This window comes from Solibacillus palustris (genome assembly GCF_022549215.1).
GTDB classification, from domain to species: Bacteria; Bacillota; Bacilli; order Bacillales_A; family Planococcaceae; genus Solibacillus; species Solibacillus daqui.
On record NZ_JAKZFC010000004.1, the window covers coordinates 216,936 to 231,833 of the forward strand.

Sequence of the window (14,898 nt, forward strand, 5' to 3'; positions counted from 1 at the left end):
GAGGAGTCCATCTCTAATAAGAGGTGGATTTTTTCTATTGTCAGATAATACGTTAGGAATAGTAATTTACTAAGGGGCTTCAATATGAGTTCAAAAGAATCCTGTAGCCTTTTAATTAAGATTGATAATTTATAATAAAGTTCGATAATTTTAATAAAGATTGTTAAAAATTATCTCCCTTCTAGATAATCGGGCCATTTAATGGAGTAAGGCTTATCTACAATTGGGTAAAGGAATAAATTTATAATGTTAATTTTTTATTATGTATTGACTTAAAATATTAGATATTTAACAATAAAGCAATGTGTATTAATAAGCTTGAAGGTGGGAATAGAAGTGGGAAGAATGGAAAGAAGACAACAACGCAAATTGTCTAGGAATACTGTATGGAATAAGATACAATCTAAAAGTTTTGTAGTTAAGTTAGTATTGGCAGGTATAACGTTAGTCTTAATTAGTTTATTTATTTTTAATATCTTTATCTGGAAAAGTGATGTTAGTAAATTAGAAAATCCGGTTCCACAGCCAACTATTATATATGATCAAAACGGAGACATTGCAAGCAAGATATCTAATTCAAATATTGAAGGAGTTAGTATAGAAGAAATACCAAAAGAAGTCATACAAGCTGTTATATCAACAGAGGACCAGCGTTTTTATAAGCATAATGGTGTTAATTATATAGGTATCATTCGGGCATTTTTTCAAAACTTGATAAGTGGAGAAGTTGTTGCAGGCGGAAGCACAATTACACAGCAGTTAGCAAAAAATGTTTTTCTAACACATGAACGTACCTTTACAAGAAAGATAAAAGAATTAATTCTAACTAAAAAAATTGAACGAACTTACACCAAAGATGAAATCCTTGAACGATACTTAAATCAAATTTATTTCGGTGAGGGAGCTTGGGGCATTCAACGTGCTGCTCAAACTTATTTTGGAAAAGACGTAAGTGAATTGTCGTTAAGTGAATCTACAATTCTTGCTGGTTTAATTAAGGCACCTTCCGTTCTGTCACCTATAAAAAATTTAGATAAGGCTGTTGAAAGAAGAAATATAGTCTTAACACTAATGAAAAATGAGGGATATATTGACCAAAGTGATGTTGAAAAGGCGAAGAAACAGACTATTGTATTAGAAAGTAAGAAAGTCGATGACAAGTACAAAGGTAAATACCCTTATTATGTAGATCATATCATCGAGGAGGCTATTCAAAAATATGATCTGACAGAAAATGAAGTACTTTCTGGTGGTCTTCATTTTTATACTGAATTAAATCCTACTATTCAGAATGCTACTGAAGAAGTATATGGAAATGGAAACATGTTTCCAGAAAGTCAGTCGGATCAGTTGATCCAAAGTGGAGGTATCTTTATTAATCCTTCAACCGGTGGAATTAACGCACTTGTTGGTGGAAGAGGCGAACATACTTTTCGTGGTTTCAATCATGCCACACAATTAATACGCCAGCCTGGATCAACAATGAAACCATTAGCAGTGTATACACCAGCTTTGGAACAGGGATATGATACATTTGATTTGTTAGAGGATAACCCCCTTAATATAGATGGATATCAACCGACTAACTATGATAAGCAATACCGTGGTCAAGTGACGATGTATGATGCCGTTGTTAACTCATATAATGTACCAGCAGTTTGGTTATTAAACAAAATGGGATTGGATTACGGGATAAATGCAGTGGAGCGTTTCGGTATCCCATTAAATGAAGAAGATCATGGACTTGGGTTAGCTCTAGGAGGAATGTCTAAAGGAACATCACCATTATTAATGGCACAAGCATTCTCGACATTTGCCAATAATGGATTAATGGTAGAGGCACATGCCATTCAAAAAATAGAGGATGCAAATGGGAATCTACTTGGAGAATGGCAGAAAAATGCGACGCGAGTTACTGAACCAGATGTTGCTCAAAAAATGACATATATGCTTAAAGGTGTTGTAAATGAAGGTTCAGGGATAAAGGCTCAGGTTGAAGGTATAGAAATAGCAGGGAAAACAGGAACAACACAGCTCCCATTTCTGGCAGATGGAGGAGCAAAAGATCATTGGTTTGTCGGATATACCCCTCAATTAGTCGGTGCGATATGGTTAGGGTATGATAAAACAGATCAAGATCACTATCTTTTATCAACTAGCAGTGGAACTACGACAGTAATTTTTAAAGAAATAATATCAAAGTCTGCATCGGAGATTTCCAATAAAGATTTTGACTTAACTTTGATTGAGAACAAATACAAACAAGAGTTGAAGAAGAAAAAATATGAAGAGGAAAGGAAAGAAGAGGAAAAGGAAAAGGAAAGAAGAGATGAGAGAAAAGAAAGAAAAGAAGCGGAAAAAGAAAGGAAAGAAGAGGAAAAGAAAAAGCAAAAGGAAAGGAAGGAAGAAGAAAAAGATAGAAATAGTAAAGATAAAAAGGAAGATGAGGACTAAGTAAAGACATCGGAATAATCAATCTTTATTATTAAAACCAAACTAGATAAATGAAAAACCAACTGTTTTGATCATAATTTGTTTCAAAAAAGTTGGTTTTTTTCTGTATAAATCAGCGTTTTCAACTTACTTTTTATCGATTTTTATTCAAAAGGTACAGATACTTTTTTAACAACAATTTGTTTTGTTATTATTGCTACTTAAATCTAAGCTACATACACCTGTTTCTGGTAAGTCTAACTCTACTTTACGAGCAGCCTCCAAATCACCTGTTAAATACGCTACAATGGAGCGCACTTGCTCATAGCCAGTTGCCATTAAGAATGTAGGTGCGCGTCCGTAGCTTTTCATACCAACAACGTAGAAGCCGGGATTCTATGTTACATGAAATACATTAAAAATTTGAACTTCTAGTCCATATTCATTTATACAAAAGACAAGAAACTCTTGTCCAAAATTTAGTCAGGACATAAAAATAAAATGTACAAATTTTATAGGGAATTTAATGGATAACCTCTTTATGGAATTAGATTTTAGGGACACGGTCATAATATATATTATAGGAAGTTGTGTATCATCTCAAAAGTATACTTAAAATAGTGAGACGAAACACAAAAAAATCATTAGATCTGTAAAATGCATTCAAAAAAATCCTATGTTACTTTTTCACATAGGATTTCCATTACATATTTATCTCTTAATTTGCACATGTAAACTTCGACTTACTTCAAGTATCACGGTACGTTCCTTTACAACTAATTGTTCAGCAAATTGCTTTTGTAATGCTTGTAAATCCTTTGCAACTAGCTGAATCGGTACTATTAATTTTGCTGCTTGTTCAAATTGGACTTGCTTTCGATTCGCTGTCATTTGCAGTTGGATCCCTTTATCTAGCTCTAATGATACTGTTAATTGCTTTACTGGCTCATTTATGAATAACTCCACACCGTCCGCGCTTTTCAATGCAACAAATATCTCTGAAGTCTCATCAAATGTTGCTAGCCAGCTATCTCCAAACGACATCATCGCAACTTCCGTATATTGCTTTTCATCCAATTCATTCACAGTAATCGTTTTCGCATCAATCGTTTGTGAAATATGCTCCAGTTCAATATATTTCGTTCTATCGTTATCATACGTAACAACAACTTGATTCAAATCTCTAGCAATTGACTTAACTTTATCCGCGCTCAGTTTCGTTATTTCAGCGGTCTCAATATGATACGAATACAAAGTTTCTCCATCCGAGTAATTACTCACATACACAATCCCATTCGCAAATGTACATTGCTGCACACTAATGTCAGCAAGTTTCCTAGCCTTTAACTTTTTTAGGGACATCGCCGTTAAACAAGCCGTTTTCGGATGCGGATAAATAAGTTCATCACCCACAATACATGCATCATACAAATGATGTAGCATATGAAAATGATCACTTGTACATGGTGGATACAAATCCAAATCCCATTGATGATTGTTGGCAATTTGATCATCCGTCAATAAAAAATAGCGATAACGAATTTCATGATGCTCATACGCATGGCCAATATCATCCCACGTCACATCCACATGATACCAATCCACATCAAGCTTCACTATATTCCAAGCATGACCGGCATCTCCTTCCCCATCTGCCTTCCCTATTACGTAATAACAAGGAATATCGAGCATATCCATCATTTTCTCAAATAATAACGCATACGCCATACAAACACCGCGCTTTTCTGCCATAAATGTTGACACCGCAAATGGCGAACCTTTTGTGTGCATTTCATAGCTATAGGTACGCACAATATAATCATGCACCGCAACAATCTTTTGTAACGTAGACATCGCTGGTGTTGTAATCCGCGCTAGTACCTCAGTAATTTCTGCAAGCATGTCCTTTTCCTGCGTCCGATTCATGCGATAACTAAGTGTGAAATCCACTTTCACACGATTTTTAGACAAACTCCGGTAACGATAGCTCCGATTGGCACAATGCTGCGTGTAAAACGCCTTATACAAATGACTTTGCTCAAACGCGTCGTCTAAAATTTCATGCAAAGGCTTTGGTAAATGACCATTAATCGTTAACGAAAACTGCTTATCCAAACGCTCCATATGCATCGTTAACACCGCTAACAGCTCTTCATATGTAATTGTTGAAGATTTAATGGAACCACCTTTTGCTTTAAAATCTTCATAACTTATAAAATAACTTTTCATATCAAGCTTCCTCAAATCATTTTCATTTCTATGATATATAGTTTAACAAATTTCTCTACTGCAATTAAAAGGTATGCCTCAGCTAAAGAATGCGTATCAAACGGTGAAAAGGTTTGTGACTGTTCAAATCTCCACTTGACGCCATCTAGCTGCGTTGTATAAAAATCATATTGCTGCCTTTTTTCCCCTCTATTTCTGCCAACCAATATAGCCGCGCAATACTTAAAGGTGAAAGTCCTTGTAAAATATTTCTGTCCTCAGACGTTTTAAGCGCTTCATATGCAGTTAATTCTTGTTCAATTTCCACTTTAAACTAAAAAACCCCTTAATTTGATAATACGTATTAAGAGGTTTGCGAATCCTATTCAACTATTTAATAATTACATAAACGAAATAGCCCATCCGCCAACCGCTCCGGTTAACACAATGACCCAGGGCGATAACTTACAGAACACAAGCAAACTAAATAAAATCGCAGCTAAAGCAAAATCAATTGGCTGTAAGATGGCACTCGTCCAAATCGGATGATAGAATGCCGCAATTAAAATGCCTACTACCGCAGCGTTGATGCCCATAAATGCGCCTTTGATTTTCGAGTTGCTTCTTAGTTGATTCCAAAATGGTAATGTTCCTAAAATAAGTAGAAACGCTGGTAAAAAAATAGCGACCGTTGCCAATACCCCACCTTGCCAACCGCCAATAATTGTCCCAATATATGCTGCAAATGTAAATAACGGTCCAGGTACAGCTTGCGTAACACCGTAACCTGCTAAAAATGTCGCTTCATCAATTAACCCTGTATGGACAAATTCATTCTCTAACAATGGTAGAACTACATGACCTCCACCAAAAACTAATGCTCCTGCGCGATAAAAAGAATCCACCATCGTAATCCATTTAAATGCAGTCACATTACTTAATATCGGCAAAACCACAAGTAAACTGAAAAATAACGATAAACATACATAGCCAACCTTTTTAGAAATGAAATGTACGCCATTCGGTCCATTCGTTTCGGCATCATCTTTATATAGAAGATAACCAAGTAAACTAGCGATTAAGATAATGACAACTTGAGTAAAAGTCGATTGAACTAATAATGCAGCGACTAACGCCAATAATGCGATTGCTTTCCGCTTGATATCGGGTGCTAAATTTTTTGCCATACCTATAATCGCATGCGCTACAACAACAACCGCCACTATTTTTAACCCGTGAAGCCAACTAAAATTGTCTATGTTCGCACCATGTAATAGGAGTGCAAAACCCATTAATGCTAAAACAGATGGCAATGTGAAGCCGATAAAGGAGACAATCCCACCTACAATACCAGCTCGCATAACACCAATGCCAATCCCTACTTGACTACTTGCAGGACCAGGCAAAAACTGACATAAGGCAACTAAGTCCACATAGCTTTTTTCATCAATCCATTGCCGTTTTCGGACATATTCTTCATGGAAATAGCCTAAATGTGCAACTGGGCCACCAAACGATGTTAAACCAAGACGAGTTGAAACGAAGAGCAGTTCTAATAATATTATTAATTTACTTTGCTGTGAGATTTTTTGCATATTGAAAGACCTTTCTTGTTCATTCCCCACAATGTAGCATTGAATCATAGCGAATACAATTTGTTGCATACAGATTTTACAAAATCTTTAGATCGAGTAGGTATCTTCTTCGTAATCAATCTCATTCTCAATTACATAGATTTCTACCTCTTTCCCCTCCATCTGAATGACTTTTTCTAGCTGCATACCATTTTTTAAAGCAATACGTTTTGAACCTTCATTCCCAACCTGAATGGCCGAAACATAGCGTTCTAAATACAACGTTTCATCTGCATAGATTTTTAAGGCATGCGCGGCTTCGTACCCATATCCTTGCTGCCAAAATTCTGGCTTTATCCAATAGCCTAACTCTATCTCAAAGGCATCATCAATAATTTGTGCAACTAAGCCAGCATGACCAATCACTTCATCCGTTTCTTTGAGTACAAGTTTATGTAATCCATAATCTCCGAAATTTTTATATTGCTCTAGCATACGTTCAATTAAATTTTCTGCATATGGTATCCCCTTTATTTGACCATCACCAATATAGTTCATGACATCTGGATTCGAGACCAATTCCAAAACGAAAGCTATATCCTCTTTCGTATAACGTTCGAACCAAAACCTTTTTGTTGTTAAATTTAACATGAAATCACCCTCTTTTTGATAATTATTTGCTTCAAGTATAAAAAAACACGGGTTATGACAACTAAAAAATCAAATTAATATCATTTTACAATGAATACCATAAAATTTCCTGCTTCCCATTGAATTTATTTTAACATTTAATGTTAAGAAATTTTAAATATTTTTTAATATCAAATTTTTATTATTTTTTAATTGTTATAGTACAAAGATGACTTAATGCGAAAATATACAAAAAATCATGATATTAGCGAGTCGAAATATTATATCGTACTTAATGTATCTTATTTTCTATTAAAATATATTATTTTGTACTAAATTAAATTGGAATAATATTGCATATAACAATTCTATATAATTAGCATCGTTATTTTCTTAAAAAAACCTAATAATTCTGCTTCAAACAAAATCAAACAATTAAAAGTTTTCAGAAAAAATGTTATTGCATTATAAAGAATTCCCCCTTACAATCAAATTTATCAGCGGAATCAAACAGTAATATTCCGTTTAAAACAGAATAATAATTCTTAAGGGGGAATTAATAATGAGTAGTTTAGAGGGAAAACACTCAAAAAACCAACAAACAATCAACTATGATAAGATTGATCGTATGGATTCATTCAATACATTTGTAAGGAAGAAAAACACGTTTTTATTCGGTATAACTTTTACATTTTTGACATTTTACATTCTATTACCGATATTAGCGTTCACTCCTGTGTTACAACAGAAGGCAATTGGAAGTATTACTTGGGTTTGGGTATACTCGCTTGCCCTATTCATTATGACAATTGTGCTTTGTACGGTTTATGTCAAAATGGCATCTAAGTTCGACAAAGCGGCTGCGGCTGTATTAAGTGAATATGAAAAGGCAGGTGCTTAATTCATGAATTTAGTTTCTATTGGTTTCTTCTTAGGTATAGTTGGATTAACATTAATCGTTACATACATCGCGGCAAAACGAACTTCTTCGGCAAGCGATTTCTATACAGCTGGCGGTGGATTAAAAGGTTGGCAAAATGGTTTTGCGATTGCTGGTGACTACTTATCAGCAGCAGCATTTTTAGGGGTATCCGGAGCGATTGCACTAACAGGGTTTGATGGCTTCTTCTTCTCAGTAGGTTATGTAGTAGCAAACTTAGTTCTTCTATATATTATTGCTGAACCAATGCGTAATTTAGGACGTTTCACATTAGCAGATATGTTAACAGCACGTTTCAATGAAAAACGTATTCGTGGTGTTGCAGCAACAGGAACAATTATTATCGTTATTTTATATATGATTGCGCAATTAGTAGGTGCTGGGGCACTTATCAAATTATTATTCGGAATTGAATACTGGATGGCGGTATTAATCGTAGGTGTGATGATGACAACTTACGTATTATTCGGTGGTATGACGGCTACATCTTGGGTTCAAATTATTAAAGCCGGTTTACTATTATTTGGTACTACCCTATTAGCATTTTTAGTATTTGCAAAATTTGATTTTAATTTAGTAAACATGTTTGACACAATTAGCACAAATTATGGTGAAGAATATTTAGTACCAGGAATTAAGTACACTTCTTCTATTGATTCTGTATCAATGATGTTAGCTTTAGTTTTAGGTACATCGGGCTTACCACATATTTTAATGCGCTTCTTTACAGTAAAAGATGCGAAAACAGCTCGTTCATCTATTTCTTGGACAACTTGGATTACGGCGATTTTCTTCTCATTAACAATTTTCTTAGGTTTTGGTGCAATGCATTTCGTAGGTATTGATGCGATTAAAGCAGAAAATGCTGCGGGGAATACAGCCGCACCATTACTTGCTGAATTTTTAGGTGGTAACATTTTATTATCATTTATTTGTGCAGTAGCCTTTGCAACAATTTTAGCAGTAGTATCAGGCTTAGTATTAACAGGTGCGTCTGCCATTTCACATGATATATATGGTGAAATTTTAAATGATGGTAAATTAACTGAAAAACAACAAGTTTTAGCTGCGCGTATCGGATCGATTTCAATTGCGATTGTGTCAATCACTTTAGCTTTATTCGCACAAAGCTTAAACGTATCATTCTTAGTATCATTCGCCTTCTGTATCGGAGCATCTGCAAACTTACCAGTAATTCTATACACAATTTACTGGAAAAAATTCAATTCAAACGGCGCCGTTGCGGCCATGGTTACAGGTTTAGTATCATGTTTAGTATTAGGTGCAATGGGTCCAAACATCTGGAGCCCAACTGGTAACGCTATTTTCGTAGGTGAACCATTAGTAAATCTAGCAGTACCAGCAATTATTACTATTCCACTTAGCTTCATTGCAGGCTACTTAGGATCCGTATTAACAACTAGTAAAGTAGAACAAGCTGAAGCAGAGCGTATTTACAAAGAAATTCGCGTAAAAGCACATACAGGAGTTTCAGTACAAGACGTATCACACTAATTTCTAGAGAAAAAGGAGGTTTTACCCCCTACTTTTTCTCTTTTTTATTGCAGTAAATTTACAATAATAAGGAAAAAAATTGTTTTCTTGTAAAACAATTCGCTTTATTAAATTTATTATTGTGACAAAATTTGAATAATAATTCTGTACTAAAATTTCTCGTAAAAGCAAAAATGTTCTCTCCCGATAATTCCGAAAAAGTTGATATATCAAGGCTTACCGCTGATATATAACATAAAAATAGCGTTTTTTTAGTTGTTAATGCACTATATTTTCTCTCTTAAACTTATATTTACAAAAAATTTATTTGCATAATTTTCAGAAAAAGTATTGCAATTTTGTTACAGCTAAAATAGAATGAAAATGTAAAATCCTTGAAAGAGAATTTTGCACACATAAAGTAGAAAAAATAAACACAATTGGGGGTATGTTTATGGAAAAAAACAAAAAACCAGTCATTGATTATGACAAAATTGCTTCACAGCCTTCTTTCAAGCAGCTAGCGAAAAAGAAAAATTCATTTCTGTGGACTATGACATTTATTTTCCTAGCACTTTATATGTTATTACCGATTTTAACGTCATACACAGACATTCTTCACCAAAAAGCAATTGGGGATATCACTTGGGTTTGGGTTTATTCAGCTGGGTTATTTATTATGACTTGGGGCTTAGCTCACTTCTACGTTTCAAAAGCAAACAAATACGACTCAGATGCAAAAGATATTATTGCAGAGTATGAAGGAGGTCGTGCGAAATGAGTTTCACAGCTATATCCTTCTTCGTAGCAATCGTAGGTTTAACATTAATTATTACTTGGTGGGCATCTAAACGTACATCAAGTGCATCTGATTTCTATACAGCTGGTGGAGGTTTAACTGGTTGGCAAAATGGACTAGCTATCGCGGGTGACTACTTATCAGCAGCTTCATTCTTAGGGATCGCTGGTTCAATCGCATTATTCGGTTTCGATGGATTCTTCTTCTCTATCGGTTACTTAGTAGCCTATTTAGTAGTTCTTTACATCGTTGCTGAGCCATTACGTAACTTAGGTCGTTTCACTTTAGCAGATATGATCACTGCTCGTTTCGACAAAGCAAAAGTTCGTGGTACAGCGGCATTATCTACAATTACAATCGTATTATTCTACATGATTGCACAATTAGTAGGTGCAGGTGCTTTAATCCAATTATTATTAGGTATTGAATATTGGATGGCCGTTCTTCTAGTTGGTGTCATGATGACTATTTACGTATTATTCGGTGGTATGACTGCAACATCTTGGGTACAAATTATTAAAGCTTGTTTATTAATGGTTGGTACAGTTATTATTTCATTCTTAGTATTAGCAAAATTCGACTTCTCTATCGCGACCATGTTCACGCAAATGGCGACGGAAACTGAGCATGGCGCAGCATACTTAAATCCAGGTTTACGTTACTCGAACGGTATTGATACAATCTCAGTGCTTATCGCGTTAGTACTTGGTACAGCGGGTCTTCCGCACATCTTAATGCGTTTCTTCACAGTAAAAGATGCGCAAACAGCTCGTTCTTCAGTAATTTGGGCTACTTGGATTGTTGGTCTGTTTTACGTATTAACAATCTTCTTAGGATTCGGTGCTGCGGCATTCGTAGGTAAAGAAGCAATTGTTGCCGCTAACCCTGCTGGTAACATGGCTGCTCCACTTCTTGCAAAAGCACTTGGTGGCGACATTTTATTCTCATTCGTGTGTGCTGTAGCATTCGCGACAATCTTAGCGGTAGTAGCTGGTTTAGTACTTTCAGGTGCATCAGCATTATCACATGACATTTATGGTCAAATCATTAAAAAAGGTAAAATCACTGAAAAAGAAGCGGTTAAGGCTGCTCGTATCGGTTCTATCATTATCTCTGTAATATCTATTTTATTAGCATTAGGTGCACAAACATTAAACGTTGCATTTTTAGTATCTTTAGCATTCTGTATCGCAGGTTCTGCAAACTTACCAGTAATTATCTACACAATTTACTGGAAAAAATTCAACACAAATGGTGCAGTAACTGCAATGTTAACTGGTTTAATTTCTGCATTAGTTTTAGTAGCAATTTCTCCAAACGTTTGGAACCCAGAGGCAGGTAAAGCAATTTTCGTTGGTGAGCCATTAATTATGTTAACAAACCCAGCGATTATCTCAGTTCCACTTGGTTTCCTAGGTGGATTTATCGGTACATTGTTATCGAAAGAAACTGACGAAGCGAAATACCGTGAAGTTGAAGTAAAAGCGCAAACAGGTATCTCAGTTCAAGACGTTTCTCACTAAGAACCTCCAATTTTTTGGACAAACTATATCAGCTTCTAACAACTGTTAGAGGCTGATTTTTTTATCCATTTAAAAGCGTTCTCTCCCCTATTCTTTTTAGATGAAGGAAGTGATCAGGTTGACTTTTGGACAGCATGTTCGTGTATTGATTTGCGTTGTCATTATGGGCTGTATTGTTGGCTATGTACTAACAGCTTCAGAAATTGAAACCGACTCGCCATATATTGGCTTTATAAAAGCGCAGCAACTCCCCCTTACAGAAGGAAAAATCATTGGTGATGTCTTTGCCGATTATTATGAACTGACCTATTGGGAATACTTTACCGCGCGTAAAGGTGAGCATGTCGTACAATTCACAGGTACACACGGTAAGCAGCAACTGATTTTTCAATTTATCATTTCAGAGGATCGTTCGAGCTTTGAACTCGGCGCGATTAAGCAAAATAATATTGTGCTATCATCTGAGGCAAAATGGGATTATGTGCGACAATTAACAAACCAAAAGAACCGAGTAAAAGCGGGATATACGCTCTTGCTCGGTTTTTTATGCTATAAATCATTTAATACGTCATGTAACGCCGTTTTTCGCAGATAGGTCGTGCGTAAATAGTGGGTTAGTTCTCGTCCCTTTTCTTCATAGCCTAATATGAATAAGCGCTCTAATATATTGGCTAACTCCTGAATTACGACTTTTTCAATGTCGATTCAAGTCCTTCACAAAGTCCCCTATACTGAAGCACACTATTTGTCTTTACGGGCACGTTAGTTGTAGCCTTATTAATAAGTTTGATCTTTTATAATAAATTTTGATTAAAAACATCTTACCTCTATAGATTTTTAGCGGTGGGGTTTTTATTGGAAATTTATGATAATATCACTATAGAGATACTTGTAATGATCAACGTGGGCATACTTTATTAAATTTATCTCTTCCAAAATACAAGTATATAAAATCTTGGAGAGTGATGGAGATGGGTGGGTTGAAAAACCTTGGAAGGGTCTTAGTTCTGACAGCTTTATGTGGACTTATTTGGTGGACCTATTCGGCAAAAGAACAAGTAAACCAAATGGAAAGAGAAATAAGCAATCAATACTTTTATGCAAACTCATTACTGAGGAATACAGTTGATGAACTTTTAGAATGGAATTTCAGTCAACCCTTAACCGATGCGGTTGAAGACAAAGATTATTTATACGAGCTTTTCGCTGAACTGGATAACACAACGAGCCTGATTTTTAGTGGGTATGTGGTGCATCACGAATGGAGAAGTCGAATGTATGATATCCTGAATTATATCCATCGTTATATAATGGATTCTTCCCTTTCAGAAGAAGATGTTGCTGATTTACATCAGGCACTGCGGGCAACTCTTTTTATCACTATGGATTTAAAAGATACTAACGACTATTATGAAGCTATGCATGATGAAAAACATGAAATGGTCAAACAAGTTAAAAGTCGCCTAAACGCACAATATTAATCCTATTCTCCATATTAAGATAACGGGGTGCTATAATTGAAAATTCACATCCCGAAATAATCAATTATTATGACCAAAATAAAGAAAGAACCAACTGTTTTAATCAAACTTTGTTTCAAAACAGTTGGTTTCTTTCTGTATAAAATCAGCATTTGCAACTTACTTTATATCAAACTTTATCCAAAAAACTACATTTTTGGCACAATATAGGTAGAAAATGACCCGGATTTTTTAGTGAATTTAAACCCAATGAAAAAGAATCCACTTTGACTAATGTTTTGTCAAAACGGATTCTTGTGATTTATTTTAAGTTGAGCTGTCTTCCATCAATCATTCAGTTTCCAATTTGTTTTTCATTCACATAAATTAAGTATTGTTGCGCTTCAGAGAATTCCTCTTGAAGCTCTGTAGGAATTACCCCGATCTCAGGAACACTTGATACTCCTGCTTTTGCCATAATTGATTCATAGGTCATAAGGGCTTGAATATATTTTTCAAATTCTTCAGCTGTTAAAACCTCTTGGCTTGATGGGAGTCCATTTAATTTATCAAAGTATGCTTGAATTTCGTACATAGCTACTTTAATTTTTTCTAATGATTCTGCAGGGACTTGAGAATAATCTATATTTCCATTGCTATCACCATATTCAAGTTTCGCACTTGTAAATACATTTAATAACTCTTTAAATTGCTTAAACTCTTCTTTACTTAGATCGCCTTTTGCTTGATTCAGTTTTGCGTCAAATAATAAGTAGCTCTCCATAGTTAAACTTGCCACATGTTTTTTGAGATTATCAAAAGAACCATATAAATCATCGGCCAATAACGCTTGATAAGCAAATACACCGGTTGGAACCATTAAACAAGCCGAAATTACCGCTATAGCCAATCGTTTTTTAAAAAAACGATTCATTTTGCCTCCCATTTCAGATTTTGCTTTCGTAATGCCCCGCTTACTTCTTTCATGAATCTCCACAGGGATTTCGATGTTTGATAACTCTTCCTTAAGATGGTTATGCATAGTTATCTACCTCCTTTAAATTTTGGCGAAGTTTATCTAAAGCGCGGTATAACACTGACTTTGCGGTTCCTAGTGGGATATCTAATATCTCTGAAATTTCCTTTAATGTACGATCATCGTAATATTTTAGTAAAATTACACTCTTCTCATCCTCTTTCAAAGTATCAATCAGCTTATGTAAAGACAATGTAAGTGCAACATCTTTATCTTCTGACCCTGTAAACACTTCAAAGTCTACATTTAGTGGGATGATCTTTTTATTTTTATTGATTAAGTTCAGTGCACAATTGATCGTAATTTTCATAAGCCATGTCTTGAAATATTCTGGGTTTTCCAATGTACGGATTTTCTTAAAAGACTGATAGGCCACTTCTTGAACAAGATCTAATGCATCTTCTTTATTTTTTACATAAACATAGGCCATTCGATAAATATCTGCTTCGTACTGCTGGAAAAGCATTAAATAAGCTTTATCATTTCCTTTTTGTGCTTTCTTTACTAAACGTTCAAGTTTCATCTTAATTCCTCCTTTCGTTTTGGTTGTACATCTATTAGACAAACGGGAAGGTAATTTGGCTTAAATTTTTTTAAAAATTTTTATGTATTTCAATGTGTTAGGTTTAATAATGAATGTAGGCTTTGTAAAAATAACACATAATTGTATTTAGTAGTAGAGAATAATCCCCATTTGATATATTGGTTCTGATGCGAAATAATGCTTTAAAAAGGTAAATTGATCACCCCTTACTTAATTGTATAAGAAAATTCTTTACTTGCGGAGAATTGGAGACAAAA

At 34.9% G+C, this 14,898-nt stretch carries 13 protein-coding genes and 1 pseudogene; 7 read left to right on the forward strand and 7 right to left on the reverse strand.

What is annotated here, in order from left to right:
• The first annotated feature begins 345 nt into the window (after positions 1-345).
• On the forward strand, positions 346-2,454 hold the full coding sequence (locus LZ480_RS12380; protein WP_241369838.1) for a transglycosylase domain-containing protein: 2,109 nt from the start codon (positions 346-348) through the stop codon (positions 2,452-2,454).
• Between the two features lie 168 nt (positions 2,455-2,622).
• Here the strand turns inward: LZ480_RS12380 and LZ480_RS12385 are convergent.
• The 5 genes and pseudogenes from LZ480_RS12385 to LZ480_RS12405 all read right to left on the reverse strand — a co-directional run.
• Positions 2,623-2,820: pseudogene (locus tag LZ480_RS12385) on the reverse strand (flavoprotein); the annotation flags it as partial.
• Between the two features lie 324 nt (positions 2,821-3,144).
• On the reverse strand, positions 3,145-4,662 hold the full coding sequence (locus tag LZ480_RS12390; protein ID WP_241369752.1) for a transglutaminase domain-containing protein: 1,518 nt from the start codon (positions 4,660-4,662) through the stop codon (positions 3,145-3,147).
• Between the two features lie 145 nt (positions 4,663-4,807).
• The gene (locus LZ480_RS12395) at positions 4,808-4,969 is read right to left on the reverse strand and encodes a hypothetical protein (protein WP_241369753.1); all 162 of its coding nucleotides are present in this window, start codon (positions 4,967-4,969) and stop codon (positions 4,808-4,810) included.
• 73 nt (positions 4,970-5,042) lie between these two features.
• Positions 5,043-6,236, reverse strand: coding sequence for a chromate transporter (locus LZ480_RS12400; RefSeq protein WP_241369754.1), 1,194 nt, complete (start codon positions 6,234-6,236; stop codon positions 5,043-5,045).
• Between the two features lie 87 nt (positions 6,237-6,323).
• Positions 6,324-6,866: a GNAT family N-acetyltransferase gene (locus tag LZ480_RS12405; protein ID WP_241369755.1), complete on the reverse strand. Its 543-nt coding sequence runs from the start codon at positions 6,864-6,866 to the stop codon at positions 6,324-6,326.
• Between the two features lie 541 nt (positions 6,867-7,407).
• Between LZ480_RS12405 and LZ480_RS12410 the strand changes: the two genes are divergently transcribed.
• From LZ480_RS12410 to LZ480_RS12435, 6 genes are all read left to right on the forward strand, one after another.
• Positions 7,408-7,746: a DUF485 domain-containing protein gene (locus LZ480_RS12410; RefSeq protein WP_241369756.1), complete on the forward strand. Its 339-nt coding sequence runs from the start codon at positions 7,408-7,410 to the stop codon at positions 7,744-7,746.
• 3 nt (positions 7,747-7,749) lie between these two features.
• A complete protein-coding gene (locus tag LZ480_RS12415) occupies positions 7,750-9,300 on the forward strand; it encodes a solute symporter family protein (RefSeq protein WP_241369757.1) in 1,551 nt (516 codons plus the stop codon).
• Positions 9,301-9,733: 433 nt separating this feature from the next.
• Positions 9,734-10,060: a DUF485 domain-containing protein gene (locus LZ480_RS12420; protein ID WP_241369758.1), complete on the forward strand. Its 327-nt coding sequence runs from the start codon at positions 9,734-9,736 to the stop codon at positions 10,058-10,060.
• Positions 10,057-11,601 (forward strand): solute symporter family protein, encoded by a 1,545-nt coding sequence (locus LZ480_RS12425; RefSeq protein WP_241369759.1) that lies wholly within the window; start codon positions 10,057-10,059, stop codon positions 11,599-11,601. The genes LZ480_RS12420 and LZ480_RS12425 overlap by 4 nt, the downstream gene beginning before the upstream one ends.
• Before the next feature lie 118 nt (positions 11,602-11,719).
• The gene (locus tag LZ480_RS12430) at positions 11,720-12,196 is read left to right on the forward strand and encodes a hypothetical protein (RefSeq protein WP_241369760.1); all 477 of its coding nucleotides are present in this window, start codon (positions 11,720-11,722) and stop codon (positions 12,194-12,196) included.
• A gap of 376 nt (positions 12,197-12,572) precedes the next feature.
• Entirely contained in the window at positions 12,573-13,082 is a 510-nt protein-coding gene (locus LZ480_RS12435) for a hypothetical protein (protein ID WP_241369761.1), read from the forward strand.
• Between the two features lie 334 nt (positions 13,083-13,416).
• On the opposite strand, the gene LZ480_RS12440 is transcribed toward LZ480_RS12435, so the two are convergent.
• A complete protein-coding gene (locus LZ480_RS12440; protein WP_241369762.1) occupies positions 13,417-14,103 on the reverse strand; it encodes a DUF3600 domain-containing protein in 687 nt (228 codons plus the stop codon).
• On the reverse strand, positions 14,096-14,620 hold the full coding sequence (locus tag LZ480_RS12445) for a sigma-70 family RNA polymerase sigma factor (RefSeq protein ID WP_241369763.1): 525 nt from the start codon (positions 14,618-14,620) through the stop codon (positions 14,096-14,098). The genes LZ480_RS12440 and LZ480_RS12445 overlap by 8 nt, the downstream gene beginning before the upstream one ends.
• Positions 14,621-14,898: the final 278 nt, after the last annotated feature.

Excerpts from the sequence above, each read along its gene's own strand:
- LZ480_RS12380 (WP_241369838.1), top strand. The coding sequence starts at position 346 with ATGGAAAGAAGACAACAACGCAAATTGTCTAGGAATACTGTATGGAAT.
- LZ480_RS12390 (WP_241369752.1), bottom strand. The coding sequence starts at position 4,662 with ATGAAAAGTTATTTTATAAGTTATGAAGATTTTAAAGCAAAAGGTGGT.
- LZ480_RS12400 (WP_241369754.1), bottom strand. The coding sequence starts at position 6,236 with ATGCAAAAAATCTCACAGCAAAGTAAATTAATAATATTATTAGAACTG.
- LZ480_RS12405 (WP_241369755.1), bottom strand. The coding sequence starts at position 6,866 with ATGTTAAATTTAACAACAAAAAGGTTTTGGTTCGAACGTTATACGAAA.
- LZ480_RS12410 (WP_241369756.1), top strand. The coding sequence starts at position 7,408 with ATGAGTAGTTTAGAGGGAAAACACTCAAAAAACCAACAAACAATCAAC.
- LZ480_RS12415 (WP_241369757.1), top strand. The coding sequence starts at position 7,750 with ATGAATTTAGTTTCTATTGGTTTCTTCTTAGGTATAGTTGGATTAACA.
- LZ480_RS12420 (WP_241369758.1), top strand. The coding sequence starts at position 9,734 with ATGGAAAAAAACAAAAAACCAGTCATTGATTATGACAAAATTGCTTCA.
- LZ480_RS12425 (WP_241369759.1), top strand. The coding sequence starts at position 10,057 with ATGAGTTTCACAGCTATATCCTTCTTCGTAGCAATCGTAGGTTTAACA.
- LZ480_RS12435 (WP_241369761.1), top strand. The coding sequence starts at position 12,573 with ATGGGTGGGTTGAAAAACCTTGGAAGGGTCTTAGTTCTGACAGCTTTA.
- LZ480_RS12440 (WP_241369762.1), bottom strand. The coding sequence starts at position 14,103 with ATGCATAACCATCTTAAGGAAGAGTTATCAAACATCGAAATCCCTGTG.
- LZ480_RS12445 (WP_241369763.1), bottom strand. The coding sequence starts at position 14,620 with ATGAAACTTGAACGTTTAGTAAAGAAAGCACAAAAAGGAAATGATAAA.